Here is a 15,134-nt window from a genome sequence, read left to right on the forward strand (position 1 = left end):
CTATCATAAATAGCAGAAATTCACAAATCAATTTTTTGAAAAAGAAGACCGTTTTTTGCCTATTATTGGTCAAAAAGGCGCTAAATCAAAGAATTTAATATATAAAATTTTTTTATTTCCTAACTCTTATTTTTTTATGCTATAATCAAAAGGAAGTGTTTGAAATGTCGCTTTTAATTTTGAACTCGATTTTGGGTTCCAATTTTAAAATTTTAAAGGAGAAATCATGTCTAAAGAAGTTATTGTTGAAAGTTTTGAGCTTGACCATACAATCGTAAAAGCACCCTATGTTCGCCTCATCGGCGAAGAAACTGGCCCTAAAGGAGATATTATCTCTAACTTTGATATTCGTTTGGTGCAGCCAAATGAAGACTCTATTCCGACGGCTGGCCTGCATACCATCGAGCATTTGCTGGCTATGCTTATTCGCAAGCGGATTGACGGTATGATTGACTGCTCACCTTTCGGTTGCCGCACAGGCTTCCATATGATTATGTGGGGACAGCACTCAGCAACCGAGATTGCCCAAGTCATCAAATCTTGCTTAGAAGAAATCGCTGAGACAACTACTTGGGAGGATGTCCCTGGCACCACCATCGAATCTTGCGGTAATTACAAGGATCACAGTCTCTTTTCTGCCAAAGAATGGGCGAAACTCATTCTCAGCCAAGGAATCTCTGACAATGCTTTCGAGCGCCATGTCCTCTAAGCAGAGGGATTTTAATTGCCCAAGATTATTTGCGCTAAAAATGAAAAAATCAGAGAGTGGGACAGAAATCGGTAATTCGTTAGAATTCGATTTCGTCGTCCCACCTCCGCACAGTTGAGTAGGGCTGTAAAAGCTGATGGAATCAGCGTAATAGAGCCCACTCAACCACTGCGTCTTGCTCGACAATCCAAAGACAATTGAGAGGCTAGGACTTTTGTCCCAGCCTCTTGTTCTTTTTATTCCTGCATAGCATAGCCGATGCCACGGACAGTTTTGATATAGCTGGTCTGTCCAGCAACATCAATCTTACTCCGTAGGTAACGAATATAGACGTCTACTACATTAGTCTCCGTGGCACCTTCATACTTCCAGACACGTTCCAGAAGCTGCTCACGGCTCATGACCTTTTGGTTGCTCATCAGCGTCACTAGTAGATCATATTCCCGTCGTGTCAAGGCAATCACTTCCTCTCCACGATAGACGATATGATTTTTCAAATCAACTCGTAGATTGCGGTAAGCAGTCGGTGTTTTCAGCTTGCTACAATGCTGGTCAATAAAGTCCCGACCTCGAAAAATATCGGAGACTTTCTCAACCAAATCACTGATAATAAAAGGCTTTATGGTATAGGAGACTGCAAAGCGCTGAATCTCATCTGCATGTTCTTTGATTTCTTCACGGCTAGCTAAGACGATAATAACCGAAGCCGGTTTGAGTAAGCTTAGTTGCTTGGCAAATTCACTAGCAGTCATATCCTGCAAGTCATAATTAAGCAAGAGCAGATCGTAGTCATTTTCTCTGGCCAACGCCAAACCTTGACTTCCTGTCTCAACTACATCCAGAAGATAAGCTTCCTTTTGCAGTTCCAAAGTCACAAATCGTGCAAGATTCTTTTCATTTTCTACTAATAAAATTCGCTTTGCCATAGGCCTATCCTATTTTTCGTCATACCAAGAGTAGTGGAAGGTTCCTTCTTTGTCTTTACGTTGGTAAGTGTGGGCACCAAAGTAGTCACGTTGTGCTTGAATCAAGTTAGCTGGGAGATCCGCTGAACGGTAGCTGTCAAAGTAAGTAATGGCAGCTGAGAAGGTTGGTACTGGTACACCAGCTTGAACAGCAAGAGCTACGATATCACGAACTGCTTGTTGGTATTTAGCAGTAACATCCAAGAAGTACTCATCCAAGAGAAGGTTAGCAAGGTCTGCATCACGGTTGTAGGCATCTGTGATCTTTTGCAAGAAACGAGAACGGATGATACAGCCATCACGCCAGATAGATGCGATGTCCGCAAATGGCAAGTTCCAGTTGTTTTCTTTGGAAGCTACACGCAATTGAGCAAAACCTTGTGCGTATGAAATAATCTTTGAGAAGTATAGTGCTTGGCGAATCTTTTCGATCAATTCAGCCTTGTCGCCTTCAAACTTGAAGGCAGCTGGTTTAGGAAGTACCTTGCTAGCATGTACACGCTCTTCTTTATAAGTAGAGATGTAGCGTGCGAATACTGACTCAGTAATGAGTGACAATGGAACACCGAGATCAAGTGCTGATTGACTCGTCCACTTACCAGTTCCTTTGTTTCCTGCAGCATCAAGGATGTAGTCTACGATTGGTCCTTCTTGACCTTCATCGTCTTTGCGGCTCAAGATATCAGCTGTGATTTGGATCAAGTAGCTGTCCAATTCACCCTTGTTCCACTCAGTAAAGATTTCAGCCATATCTTCTGCAGAAAGGCCAAGCAAGTGTTGCATGAGGTCATAGCTTTCTGCGATCAATTGCATATCACCATACTCGATACCGTTGTGGACCATCTTCACATAGTGACCAGCTCCATCAGGACCGATGTAAGTCACACATGGTTTTCCATCTTCAGGTGCTTTAGCTGAGATTTCTTCGAGAACATCAGCTACCAATTCGTAGGCTTCTTTTTGTCCACCAGGCATGATAGAAGGTCCTTCAAGGGCACCTTTTTCACCACCAGAAACCCCTGTACCGATAAAGTTGATACCAGAGTTTGCCAATTCTTCATTACGACGGATCGTATCTTTATAGAAAGTATTTCCTCCGTCAATCAAGATATCGCCCTTGTCAAGGTGTGGAAGAAGGGCTTGGATGGTTGCGTCTGTACCAGGTCCTGCTTGAACCATAAGCATGATACGGCGAGGTTTTTCGATAGATTGAACGAAAGACTCTACATCGTAGCTAGGCACGAATTTCTTTTCAGGGTGACAAGCGATTACATCTTCCGTTTTATTTGCTGAACGGTTATAGATGGCAACAGTATAGCCACGAGATTCAATATTGAGAGCCAAGTTACGACCCATTACGGCCATACCAACAACACCAAAGTTTGCTTTAGTCATTTTCTACTCCTATAGTCATAGTTGTTTAATTTGTTATATTTTAACATTTTTACAAGGTAATGAAAAGTATTTAGCTGATTGAAATGCTTTTCTGAGGGAGGACAAACAAACAGCCAGAAGTTCCGACTCCCAGCTGTTTGTATATTTTAGACACATTTAGATTTATTTCTCATCAACTTCGATGACCGCTTGTTCATCTTGTTTGAGCTTGTTGACAGTCATATTGACGCCAAGTGCTCCAGCTAGAAGTTGACGTATGTCAAAGCCTGCCCCTTGAGAAACTTGGTCAATGCTCTGCATGATGTCGCCGACCATTTTAGAAGCATTGCCTTCACCATACATGGTAATCTTATCTACCTTGGTCAATGGCTCTGCTACCGCGCGAGCGATTTCTGGCAATTTATCGACAATCATTTCCGTAATCGCAGCTTCCTGCATCTTCTTCATGGCTTCGGCTTTCTTGTCCAAACCTTCTGCTTCCGCTTCTAGTTTAAGACGAATAGCTTCCGCCTCCGCACGTCCCTTAGCTTCAATAGCTTCAGCTTCTTGCAGTTGCGCAAATTTTTCAGCCTCAGCTTGAGCCTTGCGGGCTTCCGCTTCTTTCTGCGTTTCAAAGAGTTCCGCTTCGGCCTGACGCTGACGTTCAATCAATTGGGCTTCTGCAGCCTGTTGACGGGCATATTTTTCAGCTTCGGCTTGCTTGCGGATATTGGCATCCAATTCCTGCTCACGAACCTTAACTTCCCGTTCTTTGACTTCAGCTTCTTTTTCCTGCTTCATGATGTTGGCTTCTGCGGCCACACGTTCTTGTTCACGACGCTGGATTTCAGCTTCAATCCCTTTGGCCGCGTCCGCTTTAGCTTGCGCAATATCTGCTTCCTGCTTGAGGGCAGCTTGTTTCAGTTTGAGTTCATTTTGCTTTTGAGCAATTTCCAAGTCAGCAGCCACGCGCTTGTCGTTAGCCAACTTGTCCTGCTCAGCCTCAACTTCCTTACGCTCACGTTCAGCCTTAGCTTTGGCAATCAAAGCGTCTTTCTTGATCGTTTCGACATTTTCGATACCGAGATTGTCAATCACGCCACCTTCATCAGAGAAGGATTGAACGGTAAAGGCAATGACTTCCAGACCCATCTTAGCCAAATCTGGTGCTACGTTATCTTGCACTTTAGAAGCAAATTCCTGACGGTCATTGACCATCTTGCGCAGTTCCATCTGACCGATTACTTCACGAAGGTTTCCTTCGAGGACATCTTGGACAGAGTTGGAAATATCAGTGGTATTCCAATTAAGGAAGTTTTCTGCCGCACGCTCAATCATTTCATCCGTAGTACCAATCTTCAGCTTAACAGCCGCATCGGCACGAACGTTGATAAAATCTAGTGTTGGCACAGACTCAGAAGTACGGACGTCGGTAGAAAACTGCTCAATATCCAGATAAGAGCGCTGCTCTACAAAAGGAATCATGAAGCCAGCCTTACCTCTTAAATGACGCTGCTTACGCAGACCAGTAATAACGACTACTTCATTTGGCCTAGCATTGACATACCCCTTAGCCAAAAGAATAATAAGCAAGATGGCTGCAACGATTGCAAAAATCAACCAGCCTGGGATAAATAACATATCCATAGAAACTTCCTTTCTTTTTCCAGAGCAATAGACGAAGGCATTGCCCAAATATATTTTTAGTTAGTATATCAAAAAATTAACAGTTTGCAAAACTTTTACTGCTAATCCTATTCAACTTCCAAAATCCCCTTCAAACAAAAAGATAGCTCCCCATTTATCGAGGAAACTATCCATCTTTTATTAGTCGTTTCTTCCAAAGATACGAAGGATGCTGAGGAAGAGGTTGATAAAGTCGAGATAAAGGCTCAAAGCCAGAGAAAGGGCCCAACCAAGTCCAGCTTGTCCGCCTGTCTGCTCATAGACATAGCGAATCTTTTGATTGTCCCAAGCAATCAACCCTGCGAAAATGACGACGCTGACGTAGCTTACAATATAGTCTATCATGTCGCTACCCAGGAAAATATTGACAAAACTCGCAATCACAATCCCAATCAGACCTGCAATCATAGCACGACCCATACCAGACAAATCTTTTTTGATGACTACGCCCATGGCTGCCATGACAAGGAAAACGGCCGCACTAACTGCAAATGCTTTAAAGACCACGCCTCCTGTGTACATGGCTACAATGAAACTCATGGTAAAGCCATTAAGGGCTGAGTAGCTCAAAAAGAGGGGAAGGGCAGCTGGGCTATTGCGAAGTCCCATACTAGAAGCTGACCAAACCAAGGCCACCTCAAGGAAAATCGCACCGTAGTATATCCAGCGGTAATGGAGCAGAATATCTACTAGAGCCGTCTGGAAGGTCGTCAGCATTAAGCCTGAAACCAGAGCAGAGATGGCAATTCCCATCCCAACAAATCCGTAGACCTTAGAATAAAAACTAGAAAGTCCACTGTTTTCTTGAATAATTGTATTGTTCATAATGTCTCCTTTTTACATTTTAACTTTTCATCATCTTTCGATGATACTTTTTACGCCCACTCAGCTTTTGTCGCCAAGGCGCCGTCGCTTCTTTGATCGCCCAATACTTGTCCACCATAGTTACAACGAAGGACTCCTTGTAGCGTGGTGGTGCTAAGGTAGCACCCCACATGTGCTTGATGATAATATCTTCCTCAACTCGATTGAGCTTGGTAATCTTACGGGCATTTCGGACTGCTAGGCGGGGATGAACCCAGGCATGACTCTTTTTAAACTTGGTTTCACGCCAGTCATAATAAAATAAATCATGCAATAGAGCGCCCCGTGCTGTACTGCGGGCATTCCAGCCAAATTTTTTAGCAATCTTATAACTAGTATAACTGACATTGATTGAATGTTCAAGCCGATTGGAATGAATATGATGCGTAATTCCTTTTAAGCGTTGGACGCTGGGCTTCTCAATCAAATGCCCCACATAAGCCATAAATTCATCATCTTCTCTGTAAGGCATATCATCACCTCCATTTAGTTTTATTATAGAGAGATTTCTAAAAGCTAGCTTAAAGAAAACATCAGAATGCCGGCTGCTACAGCTACGTTAAGACTTTCAGCCTGACCCTTCATGGAAATGTGAACCAGAACATCAGCCGCATCCGTCATTTCTTGGCTGATTCCCTGACCTTCATTGCCCATGACTAGGAGGAAATCTTCATGTTTTTCGACCTTTTGATAATCCACAGAATCTTCTGATAAGGTCGAAGCCAGAATTTGCAGGTCACTTTGACGAGCTAGTGCCAGCATATCCTCTCTGCTCACGCGATAAATGGGCAGATGAAAATGGCTGCCCTGCATAGAACGCAAGGTTTTGAGATTGTAAATGTCAGCGGAGTGGCTAGAGATAAAAACTCCTTGATAACCCGCCGCATCCGCTGTTCGGATGATGGTTCCGACATTGCCAGGATCCTGCACATCTTCTAAAAAGAGATAGGCACCTTCCAGCTTTTCTGGAATCGTTTGCTCCTCAAAGGCCAATTCTGCAACGATTCCCTGAGGGGTCTTGCTATCTGCCAAATCACTGAGAATCTCTGGACTGACAAAAATCGTCTGGGAAAATGCCGCCAAACGCTCTTCGTACTCTGCCAAGGCAAAAATTCGCAGAATCCGTGCCTGACTGGCCAGAGCCTCCTCAAAAAGATGCCAGCCCTCAATCAAATAAGACTCGCTACGATATTTTTTTTGATGCAGCTTTTTAGCTTTTTTTACCACATTATTGGCTTTTGAGGTTATAATATTCATAAATACATTATAACACAATCTAGCAGTTTTGAACTCATCCTCTAGACTTATCCTCAGAGAAAATCTTGTCTCCAGCAAGCAGCTGCTCGCTGCGCTATGGGCTGAGAAGCGAGTTTCAAACCGCTACAAAAGGAGGTAACGATGCAAAAAGTAAGAATGATTGCGCAAGGACGAGTCCAAGGCGTCGGCTTTCGTTGGGGCGTTTACTCCCTTGCTCTGCAAATCGGCGGGATTACCGGTCGCGTCTGGAATAACGACGACGGTACAGTCGAAATTTTAGCTCAAGCTGAAAGCTCTGCCCTCATGGCCAAGTTCATTCAAGAAATCCGCAAAGGCCCGACTCCTTTTTCTAAAGTCAGCTATCTAGATGTAACCATGGCCAATTTTGATTCCTATACCGACTTTAAAATTGCAAATTAGGTCTGCAGAACTATTGTATATTTCCTTAAAAAACAGTAGAATAGATAGGTATTATTTTTTAGAAACAAAGGAAATGAACTCGTGAAAACATTTAAACGTATTTTATTCTCTGGAATGAGCTTGTCCCTCCTTCTATTATTGACAGGGTGTGTCGGACGAGACAAGGCTGGCAATCCTTCTGGCCTCATTTGGGACGTGCTTGGTCAGCCTATGGCAGATAGCATCCAGTTCTTTGCTAAGAATTCAGGTCTCGGTTACGGTCTAGCGATTATTATCGTTACACTCATCGTGCGGCTGATCATTTTCCCACTGGGAATCTATCAGTCTTGGAAGGCGACTCTTCAGTCAGAAAAGATGAACTACTTCAAGCCCATCTTTGCCCCTATTCAAGAACGAATCAATAATGCCGAAACTCAAGAAGAAAAACTAGAAGCGCAGCAAGAACTTATGGCTGCTCAAAGAGAAAATGGTCTGAGTATGTTTGGCGGTATCGGCTGCCTCCCTCTACTCATTCAAATGCCTTTCTTCTCAGCCCTCTTCTTCGCTGCCCAATACACAAACGGTGTAGCAAGCAGTACCTTCCTTGGCATCAATCTTGGAAAACCTAGTCTGGCCTTGACTCTCATTGTCGGTGTACTCTACTACATCCAGTCAATTCTCTCCCTACATGGGATCGAAGATGAGACCCAAAAAGCGCAGATGAAGAGTGCAACTTACATGAGCCCGATTATGATTGTTGTCTTCTCCTTCATGTCACCAGCGGCTGTGACCCTCTACTGGGTAGTCGGTGGTTTCATCCAAATTATCCAACAATTCATCATTAACTACTTGATTCGTCCACGGATTAGAAAGCAAGTAGCTGAAGAATATGAAAAGAATCCTCCGAAAGCCATGAGCAATGCTGGCCGCATCAAGGATGTGACACCAAAAGCGAGTCAAGCAATTACTCAAAACAATAAAAAGAAAAAGAATCGCAACGCTGGTAAACAACGTTCTAGATAAATAAATTATCCATGTCCCTCCAAGATTTCCTATCTAATCTTGGAGGGCTTTTTTCCATTCCCCTAACAATACTAAAAGAGAGGCTGGGACAAAAGTCCTAGCCTCTCAATTGTCTTTGGATTGTCGAGCAAGACGCAGTGGTTGAGTGGGCTCTACTACGCTGATTTCATCAGCTTTTACAGCCCTACTCAACTGTGCGGAGGTGAGACTACGAAATCAAATTCTAACGAATTACCATTTCTGTCCCACTCTCTCTTTCTTAAACTTTTAATCAATATACTTCAATTTTCCTCGGAAATCTTCCAGGCTTTCATAGCCTTTTTCTTCCATAATCTCCTTGAGTTCGGCAGTGATGCGCTCGAAGGCTGCTACTCCTTCCTTATGAAGGGTCGTTCCTACCTGCACCATGCTGGCACCACAGAGGATATGCTCAAAGGCATCTCGCCCAGTCAGGACGCCACCAGTACCAATGATTTGGATTTCTGGTTTCAGGCGTTGGTAAAAGGCATGGACATTAGCCAGAGCCGTTGGCTTGATATACTGGCCACCAATACCGCCAAAACCATTTTTGGGACGAATGACCACTGACTCATCCTCAATGTAAAGGCCATTTCCAATCGAGTTGACACAATTGACAAACTTGAGCGGATACTTATTGAAAATCGCAGCGGCCTGATCAAAATGCACGATATCAAAATAAGGAGGCAGCTTGATACCCAGCGGCTTGGTGAAATAAGCAAAAACTTCTGACAAGATTTTTTCTGTCGTTTCAAAGTCATAGGCAATCTGTGGCTTACCTGGAACGTTGGGACAGGAGAGATTGAGCTCAGTAATCCCTTTAAAGTCGCTTGCCTGCACTTTCTTGAGAATGGTGTGGGTTTCTTCTGGTGACATACCGACCAAAGAGAGGAAGAAGGTACGATTTGGCTCGCTTTCTTGCAGCTCCAGCAAGTAATCAAGATAATAATCTAAACCATTATTGGGCAGGCCCATGGAGTTGATAGAACCCAGCGGCACATCTTGATAGCGTGGTTCTGGATTGCCCTGACGAAAGTCCAGCGTTGCCGTCTTAGTCTCAAAAGTTCCTGCAGCAGAGTTTTTAACTTCTTCTAACTCTTCGACTGTCATACAGGCCACTCCTGCTGCATTCATCAGACAGTTGTCAAATTCAAAACCCGCAATTTGTGTCTTGGTTGTCGTCATCATTTTGACCTCATATTCCTTAGTTTTCTTCTATTATATCATTAAAGTTCCTCCTATAAAGAGTTTAGCCCATTTTTCTACTAAAATGTTCGGTATTTACCTCCCTAATTTTTAAGAATATTTCAGAAAAAATATCGTGGGAATTTTCAGAAAATTCAACTTTTTTCTTTACAAGCGGAAAAATCTCTGCTATAATTGACCCCGTAAGAATACAATCTTTCAAAGGAGAATCACCATGACAACTGCTAAAGAATATATCCAAAGCACTTTTGAAACTGTAAAAGCCCGCAACGGACACGAGGCAGAATTCCTCCAAGCCGTTGAAGAGTTTCTCAGTACGCTTGAGCCAGTCTTTGAAAAGCATCCTGAATACATCGAAGAAAATATCTTGGCCCGTATCACTGAGCCTGAACGTGTGATTAGCTTCCGTGTTCCTTGGGTGGACCGCGAAGGTAAAGTACAAGTTAACCGTGGTTACCGCGTACAATTTAACTCAGCAGTTGGTCCTTATAAAGGCGGTCTGCGTTTCCACCCAACTGTTAACCAAGGGATTTTGAAATTCCTCGGATTTGAGCAAATCTTTAAAAATGTTTTGACTGGACTTCCAATCGGTGGAGGTAAAGGTGGATCAGACTTCGATCCTAAAGGAAAGACTGATGCCGAAGTCATGCGCTTCTGCCAAAGCTTCATGACTGAATTGCAAAAACACATCGGCCCATCTCTTGATGTTCCAGCTGGTGATATTGGTGTCGGCGGACGTGAAATCGGCTACCTCTACGGCCAATACAAACGCCTCAATCAATTCGACGCTGGTGTCCTGACTGGTAAACCTCTTGGATTTGGTGGTAGCTTGATTCGCCCAGAAGCTACTGGCTATGGTTTGGTTTACTACACTGAAGAAATGCTCAAAGCTAACGGTAACAGCTTTGCTGGTAAAAAAGTGGTTATTTCTGGCTCAGGTAACGTTGCTCAATACGCTCTGCAAAAAGCAACTGAACTTGGTGCTACCGTTATCTCTGTGTCTGACTCAAATGGTTATGTTATTGATGAAAATGGTATCGACTTCGACCTCCTAGCAGATGTGAAGAATAACCGCCGTGCTCGCTTGACAGAATACGCTGCTGAAAAAGCTACTGCTACTTACTATGAAGGTTCTGTCTGGATTTACGCTGGTAACTACGACATCGCTCTTCCATGTGCCACTCAAAATGAAATCAATGGGGAAGCGGCCAAACGTTTGGTTGCCCAAGGAGTTAAAGTCGTTTCTGAAGGTGCTAACATGCCGAGCGACCTTGATGCTATCAAAGTTTACAAAGAAAACGGAATCCTTTATGGTCCTGCTAAAGCTGCCAATGCTGGTGGTGTAGCTGTATCCGCTCTAGAAATGAGCCAAAATAGCCTGCGCCTATCTTGGACTCGCGAAGAAGTTGACGGCCGTCTCAAAGACATCATGACCAACATCTTCAATACAGCTAAAACTACTGCTGAAACTTATGGACTTGGCAAGGACTATCTTGCTGGTGCCAATATTGCAGCCTTTGAAAATGTAGCCAACGCCATGATCGCCCAAGGTCTGGTTTAAAATAAAAAAGTTAAAAATCAGCTGCTCAAACGAGCAAGCTGATTTTTTATCTATAAATTAGTCCAGAAAAAACTCACTTATCTACAGCTTCTAAAAGAGCTAGGTATTCTTCTAAGACTAAATGATGCTTTTGCATGTATTGAGCAGATTTTACGCCGACATAGCGATAGTGCCAATTCTCAAAATCCACTCCAGTAATATCGCTTTTCCCCTCAGGATAGCGTAGAATAAAGCCATATCTGGGAGCAATTTCCGCAATCTTATCGGCCACTTCATCTTCCTGACCTTCTGGCTCACTCATATCAATAGCCAAGCCTGTCTGATGTTCGCTGGCGCCAGGAATCTGAATTCGTTTTTGCACCTCTTGTTCCGCTTCTTGTCGAGAAAGCCCCTCTTCCTCTGCCAAGGCTAGGGCTTCTTCATAAATTTCTGCCTGCTCCGCTCGACTTCGATAGCCCGAAATCAAAGTTTCTCCCGGTGCAATTTTCTGTGCTGCGGCCAAGAATTTTCTGGTATTTTCAGCAATACGGCTGTCTACCTGAATGTCATCAATTTGGGTCAATTGAGGGGGCGCATCTTCCTGAAGGTGGCTACGATTGACCAGTATCAATTCCCAGTCATCAACTGAAACATTGGGTAAATTCGACTCCAAGACCTCAAGATTTTCATCAGCAGGTTTTTGGACATGTTGATCCTGCCCTTGAAATAGCCACAAAGCAACTAGCAATCCAAGCCCAAGCCCTAAAAACAAGACCCAGTTTATCAGTCGATACAAAGAAAAGTTTTTCTTAGCATGGTGACCTCTTTTCAAGCTTCTGCCTCCAGCTCCTCTTTTCCAACTTCACGGTAGGACATATCTCCAACACAAGCAACACTGAATTTCCCGTCTTCATAATCCACTATGGTCACAGAACCATTGTCAAGTCCATGAGGGCGGCTTCTGTTTATCAAATAGACGAAGGTTCCGATGGTCATTCCATGGCTAACAACCAAAGCATTGCCACCACCAGAAGCCTCCAGCTCTTCAGCAATAGCTGAGAAGCCTTCCCAAATGCGGCTGCTGAGTTTTTCCCAGTTTTCTGCCCAACCAGCTGTATCCACCTCAACCAAACCTTCAGCCAATTCGGCATAGCTGAGCTGGTGAACATGCTCGACATTAAAGACCCGAGGCATGACTCCCATAAAGAGCTCACCGTCATATCCCCCGTCAAAGCTGCCAAAGCACCACTCGCGGATGCGCTTGTCAAACCTATAAGGAATCTTTCCCGTCAAGCCCAGCTCTTCCAGGATAATCCCCATCGTCTGAATCGTCCGACCTGAATCACTGGATCTAGCTAGTTTAAAATCAATACCCGCTTTACGCAAACCAATCCCCAATTCACGGATGCCACGTTCGCCTTCTGCTGTCAATGGACTATCACTCCAGCCCTGAGCTCGTCCGATTGTATTAAACATGGTCTTCCCATGCCGGATCAGGTATAATCTTGTTTTTGCCATACACTTACCCCCTTATTCTCCTCCATTATATCACTTTTCTGAAAAAAAGCGGTCTCTAAGATAGCAAGAAAACAGCGCAACAATCCTCCATCATTGCCCTGCTTTCTTATAACGGTTTATTTAGCGTCCAAAATTTTAGCACCAACCTTACGGTAGGACACATCTCCCAAAATCTGAATCGTAAATTGCCCCTTTTCATATTCGACGACTGTCACACTGCCGTTGTCAACCTCAGGATTTTTGCTAATGGATTTGTCCAGCAGATAGGCAAAAGTCCCGATGGTCATACTATGGCTGACAACCAAAGCATTGCCTCCACCAGCGGCCTCCACTTCTTGGGCAATAGCTGTAAATCCAGCTAAAATCCGCCCGCTCAGTTGCCCCAGGGCTCAGCCCAGCCAGCCGTATCCACTTCAACCAAGCCGTCTGCCAATTCTGGGAAAGTCAGCTCTTTATAATTATCGGTGTCACGTACCCTTGGAATTACTCCACGGAAAAGATCGCCACCATAAGCCCCGTCAAAGCTCCCGAAGCACCACTCTCGGATGCGCTTATCAAACTTATAAGGAATCTTCCCGACCAAATCCAGCTCTTCTAGGATAATCCCCATTGTCTGAATAGTTCGACCAGAGTCGCTCGAGAAAGCCTTGGTAAATTCCAAACCAGACTCTCTTAGCCCAATCCCTAGCTCACGGATGCCACGTTCGCCTTCTTCAGTTAAGGGAGTATCCGACCAACCCTGAGCTCTGCCAATGGTATTAAACATTGTCTTCCCATGCCGGATAATGTATAATTTCGTTTTTGCCATGAATGTCTCCTTTTTTTGTCAAGGCCACCCGTCTAAGAGTGGCTTATTTGTCTCGCACTTGACCAAGCAAGACAGAGGGAAAGGGTCTGTTAAACAGACCCCCTATATACTTAGTTTTTAAAACTGTGAATTGGCGCAGGAATCTGACCGCCACGTGCGATAAAGGCTGCTGACGAAGCCTGATTGACCTTCATGACCGGAGCTGTTCCCAAGAGTCCGCCAAATTCAATCATATCGCCTTCCTTGCCCTTCGGAATAATCCGCACAGCTGTCGTCTTCTGATTGATAACGCCAATCGCCGCTTCATCCGCAATCATGGCTGCGATGGTCTCAGCAGGCGTTGCCTCTGGAATGGCAATCATATCTAAACCGACCGAGCAGATAGCTGTCATAGCTTCTAGCTTTTCTAAATTGAGCGAGCCATTTTGCACAGCTGCAATCATGCCCTCGTCTTCTGACACAGGAATGAAAGCACCAGACAGACCGCCAACCTGATTGCAGGCCATGACACCGCCTTTTTTGACTTGGTCATTGAGTAGGGCAAGTGCCGCTGTCGTACCATGAGTACCAACTGTTTCCAAGCCCATTTCTTCCAAGACGCGAGCCACTGAGTCCCCGACTGCTGGTGTTGGAGCCAGACTCAAGTCAACAATCCCGAACTTGACGCCCAGACGCTCGCTGGCCATCTGACCGACCAACTGACCGATACGGGTGATTTTGAAGGCTGTTTTCTTGACCGTTTCAGCCACCACGTCAAAGCTCTCACCACGGACCTTTTCCAAGGCCCGCTTGACAACACCCGGCCCAGAAACACCAACATTGATGACCACATCTGCTTCACCGACACCATGAAAAGCGCCCGCCATGAAGGGATTATCCTCTACCGCATTGGCAAAGACGACCAGCTTGGCCGCCCCCATGTCAGAAATCTGGGCGGTTTCCTTGATAATCCGTCCCATATCCGCAACTGCCGTCATATTGATGCCAGTCTTGGTTGAGCCGATATTGACAGAGGAGCAGACCTTGTCCGTCTCAGCCAAAGCCCGCGGAATGGAATTAATGAGGATTTCGTCCCCTTTTTGATAGCCCTTTTGGACCAAGGCAGAGAAACCACCGATAAAGTCAACACCGATTTCTTTTGCTGCCCGATCCAGAGCATGAGCCAGAGGCAGATAGTCCCTAGCATCCGTAGCTGCCCCAATCAGAGAAATCGGAGTCACTGAGACCCGCTTGTTGACGATAGGAATCCCCAGCTCAGCTGCAATCTCATTTCCGACTGCCACCAGATTTTTAGCTTTGGTCGTAATTTTTTGGTACACCTTGTCCGATGCCCGATCAATATCTGTATCAATACAGTCCAAGAGAGAAATGCCCATGGTGATAGTCCGAATATCAAAATTCTGCTCCTCAATCATGGCAATGGTTTCTGTAACTTGTCTAATATCCATGCGCCCTCTCCTTAGATATTGTACATAGCGTCAAAAATCGCTGCACTTTGAATATTGATTTTGACATTGAGGGTCTGACCAAAGGCCTCAAATTCACTACGAAGCGCAGCAAAATCCTGCTTTTCGTCGCTAGACACGACAGCCATCATGGTAAAAAACTCATCCAAAACCGTTTGAGAAATATCGTCAATATTGAGCCCCAGCTCGGCAATTTTACTAGCTACACCAGCCACAATCCCTGCCTTATCTTTTCCAACAACCGTAATAATCGCTTTCATCGTTTGCTCCAATCATTTTTATTGCTAATATTGTAGCATAA

General features: G+C 44.5%; 15 protein-coding genes and 1 pseudogene. 4 read left to right on the plus strand and 12 right to left on the minus strand.

Translation table 11 applies throughout. The features are described 5' to 3' along the window. Nucleotides 1–226 precede the first annotated feature (226 nt). The gene (locus FXF62_RS08710) at nt 227–709 is read left to right on the plus strand and encodes an S-ribosylhomocysteine lyase (protein WP_005590897.1); all 483 of its coding nucleotides are present in this window, start codon (nt 227–229) and stop codon (nt 707–709) included. Nucleotides 710–945: 236 nt separating this feature from the next. On the opposite strand, the gene FXF62_RS08720 is transcribed toward FXF62_RS08710, so the two are convergent. The 6 genes from FXF62_RS08720 to FXF62_RS08745 form a co-directional block, all read right to left on the minus strand. Further along, on the minus strand, nt 946–1,635 hold the full coding sequence (locus FXF62_RS08720) for a response regulator transcription factor (RefSeq protein WP_149518440.1): 690 nt from the start codon (nt 1,633–1,635) through the stop codon (nt 946–948). A 9-nt stretch (nt 1,636–1,644) separates the two neighbouring features. Continuing rightward, complete coding sequence (gene gndA, locus FXF62_RS08725; protein WP_149518441.1) at nt 1,645–3,069, minus strand: NADP-dependent phosphogluconate dehydrogenase; 1,425 nt, start codon at nt 3,067–3,069, stop codon at nt 1,645–1,647. Nucleotides 3,070–3,231: 162 nt separating this feature from the next. Beyond that, nucleotides 3,232–4,695 carry a flotillin family protein gene (locus FXF62_RS08730; RefSeq protein ID WP_149518442.1) on the minus strand — a complete coding sequence of 488 codons (1,464 nt, stop codon included), beginning with the start codon at nt 4,693–4,695 and terminating at the stop codon, nt 3,232–3,234. Between the two features lie 180 nt (nt 4,696–4,875). Beyond that, the gene (locus tag FXF62_RS08735) at nt 4,876–5,559 is read right to left on the minus strand and encodes a Bax inhibitor-1/YccA family protein (RefSeq protein WP_149518443.1); all 684 of its coding nucleotides are present in this window, start codon (nt 5,557–5,559) and stop codon (nt 4,876–4,878) included. Nucleotides 5,560–5,578: 19 nt separating this feature from the next. Beyond that, entirely contained in the window at nt 5,579–6,070 is a 492-nt protein-coding gene (locus FXF62_RS08740; protein ID WP_048766208.1) for an HDIG domain-containing metalloprotein, read from the minus strand. Between the two features lie 44 nt (nt 6,071–6,114). Then, complete coding sequence (locus FXF62_RS08745) at nt 6,115–6,855, minus strand: TrmH family RNA methyltransferase (protein WP_149518444.1); 741 nt, start codon at nt 6,853–6,855, stop codon at nt 6,115–6,117. A 141-nt stretch (nt 6,856–6,996) separates the two neighbouring features. On the opposite strand from FXF62_RS08745, the gene FXF62_RS08750 reads away from it, so the two are divergent. Together FXF62_RS08750 and yidC are read left to right on the plus strand one after the other, a co-directional pair. Then, nucleotides 6,997–7,275 carry an acylphosphatase gene (locus FXF62_RS08750; protein WP_005590906.1) on the plus strand — a complete coding sequence of 93 codons (279 nt, stop codon included), beginning with the start codon at nt 6,997–6,999 and terminating at the stop codon, nt 7,273–7,275. Between the two features lie 81 nt (nt 7,276–7,356). Next, nucleotides 7,357–8,277, plus strand: a complete 921-nt coding sequence (gene yidC / locus FXF62_RS08755; protein WP_149518445.1) for a membrane protein insertase YidC — start codon at nt 7,357–7,359, stop codon at nt 8,275–8,277. A 267-nt stretch (nt 8,278–8,544) separates the two neighbouring features. Here yidC and FXF62_RS08760 read toward each other — a convergent pair whose 3' ends face one another. Then, nucleotides 8,545–9,480 (minus strand): dihydroorotate oxidase, encoded by a 936-nt coding sequence (locus FXF62_RS08760; RefSeq protein ID WP_149518454.1) that lies wholly within the window; start codon nt 9,478–9,480, stop codon nt 8,545–8,547. 235 nt (nt 9,481–9,715) lie between these two features. Between FXF62_RS08760 and gdhA the strand changes: the two genes are divergently transcribed. Beyond that, entirely contained in the window at nt 9,716–11,062 is a 1,347-nt protein-coding gene (gene gdhA / locus FXF62_RS08765; RefSeq protein ID WP_149518446.1) for an NADP-specific glutamate dehydrogenase, read from the plus strand. Nucleotides 11,063–11,135: 73 nt separating this feature from the next. Here the strand turns inward: gdhA and FXF62_RS08770 are convergent, their stop codons facing one another. The 5 genes and pseudogenes from FXF62_RS08770 to FXF62_RS08790 form a co-directional block, all read right to left on the minus strand. Next, on the minus strand, nt 11,136–11,873 hold the full coding sequence (locus FXF62_RS08770; protein ID WP_149518447.1) for a M15 family metallopeptidase: 738 nt from the start codon (nt 11,871–11,873) through the stop codon (nt 11,136–11,138). Continuing rightward, nucleotides 11,870–12,559 (minus strand): histidine phosphatase family protein, encoded by a 690-nt coding sequence (locus FXF62_RS08775; protein ID WP_149518448.1) that lies wholly within the window; start codon nt 12,557–12,559, stop codon nt 11,870–11,872. Before FXF62_RS08775 ends, FXF62_RS08770 begins: the two co-directional genes overlap by 4 nt. A 116-nt stretch (nt 12,560–12,675) precedes the next feature. After that, nucleotides 12,676–13,367: pseudogene (locus FXF62_RS08780) on the minus strand (histidine phosphatase family protein). A 110-nt stretch (nt 13,368–13,477) separates the two neighbouring features. Continuing rightward, a complete protein-coding gene (locus FXF62_RS08785) occupies nt 13,478–14,815 on the minus strand; it encodes a PFL family protein (RefSeq protein WP_149518449.1) in 1,338 nt (445 codons plus the stop codon). Nucleotides 14,816–14,826: 11 nt separating this feature from the next. Then, the gene (locus tag FXF62_RS08790) at nt 14,827–15,093 is read right to left on the minus strand and encodes an ACT domain-containing protein (protein ID WP_005590918.1); all 267 of its coding nucleotides are present in this window, start codon (nt 15,091–15,093) and stop codon (nt 14,827–14,829) included. Nucleotides 15,094–15,134 lie beyond the last annotated feature (41 nt).

Origin of the sequence: Streptococcus cristatus, assembly GCF_008369405.1 — a bacterium.
Taxonomy (GTDB): Bacteria; Bacillota; Bacilli; order Lactobacillales; family Streptococcaceae; genus Streptococcus; species Streptococcus cristatus_G.

What these genes read in the sequence shown, in the direction of transcription:
- FXF62_RS08710 (WP_005590897.1), top strand. Translation starts at nt 227, where the DNA reads ATGTCTAAAGAAGTTATTGTTGAAAGTTTTGAGCTTGACCATACAATC.
- FXF62_RS08720 (WP_149518440.1), bottom strand. Translation starts at nt 1,635, where the DNA reads ATGGCAAAGCGAATTTTATTAGTAGAAAATGAAAAGAATCTTGCACGA.
- gndA (WP_149518441.1), bottom strand. Translation starts at nt 3,069, where the DNA reads ATGACTAAAGCAAACTTTGGTGTTGTTGGTATGGCCGTAATGGGTCGT.
- FXF62_RS08730 (WP_149518442.1), bottom strand. Translation starts at nt 4,695, where the DNA reads ATGGATATGTTATTTATCCCAGGCTGGTTGATTTTTGCAATCGTTGCA.
- FXF62_RS08735 (WP_149518443.1), bottom strand. Translation starts at nt 5,559, where the DNA reads ATGAACAATACAATTATTCAAGAAAACAGTGGACTTTCTAGTTTTTAT.
- FXF62_RS08740 (WP_048766208.1), bottom strand. Translation starts at nt 6,070, where the DNA reads ATGCCTTACAGAGAAGATGATGAATTTATGGCTTATGTGGGGCATTTG.
- FXF62_RS08745 (WP_149518444.1), bottom strand. Translation starts at nt 6,855, where the DNA reads ATGAATATTATAACCTCAAAAGCCAATAATGTGGTAAAAAAAGCTAAA.
- FXF62_RS08750 (WP_005590906.1), top strand. Translation starts at nt 6,997, where the DNA reads ATGCAAAAAGTAAGAATGATTGCGCAAGGACGAGTCCAAGGCGTCGGC.
- FXF62_RS08760 (WP_149518454.1), bottom strand. Translation starts at nt 9,480, where the DNA reads ATGACGACAACCAAGACACAAATTGCGGGTTTTGAATTTGACAACTGT.
- gdhA (WP_149518446.1), top strand. Translation starts at nt 9,716, where the DNA reads ATGACAACTGCTAAAGAATATATCCAAAGCACTTTTGAAACTGTAAAA.
- FXF62_RS08775 (WP_149518448.1), bottom strand. Translation starts at nt 12,559, where the DNA reads ATGGCAAAAACAAGATTATACCTGATCCGGCATGGGAAGACCATGTTT.
- FXF62_RS08785 (WP_149518449.1), bottom strand. Translation starts at nt 14,815, where the DNA reads ATGGATATTAGACAAGTTACAGAAACCATTGCCATGATTGAGGAGCAG.
- FXF62_RS08790 (WP_005590918.1), bottom strand. Translation starts at nt 15,093, where the DNA reads ATGAAAGCGATTATTACGGTTGTTGGAAAAGATAAGGCAGGGATTGTG.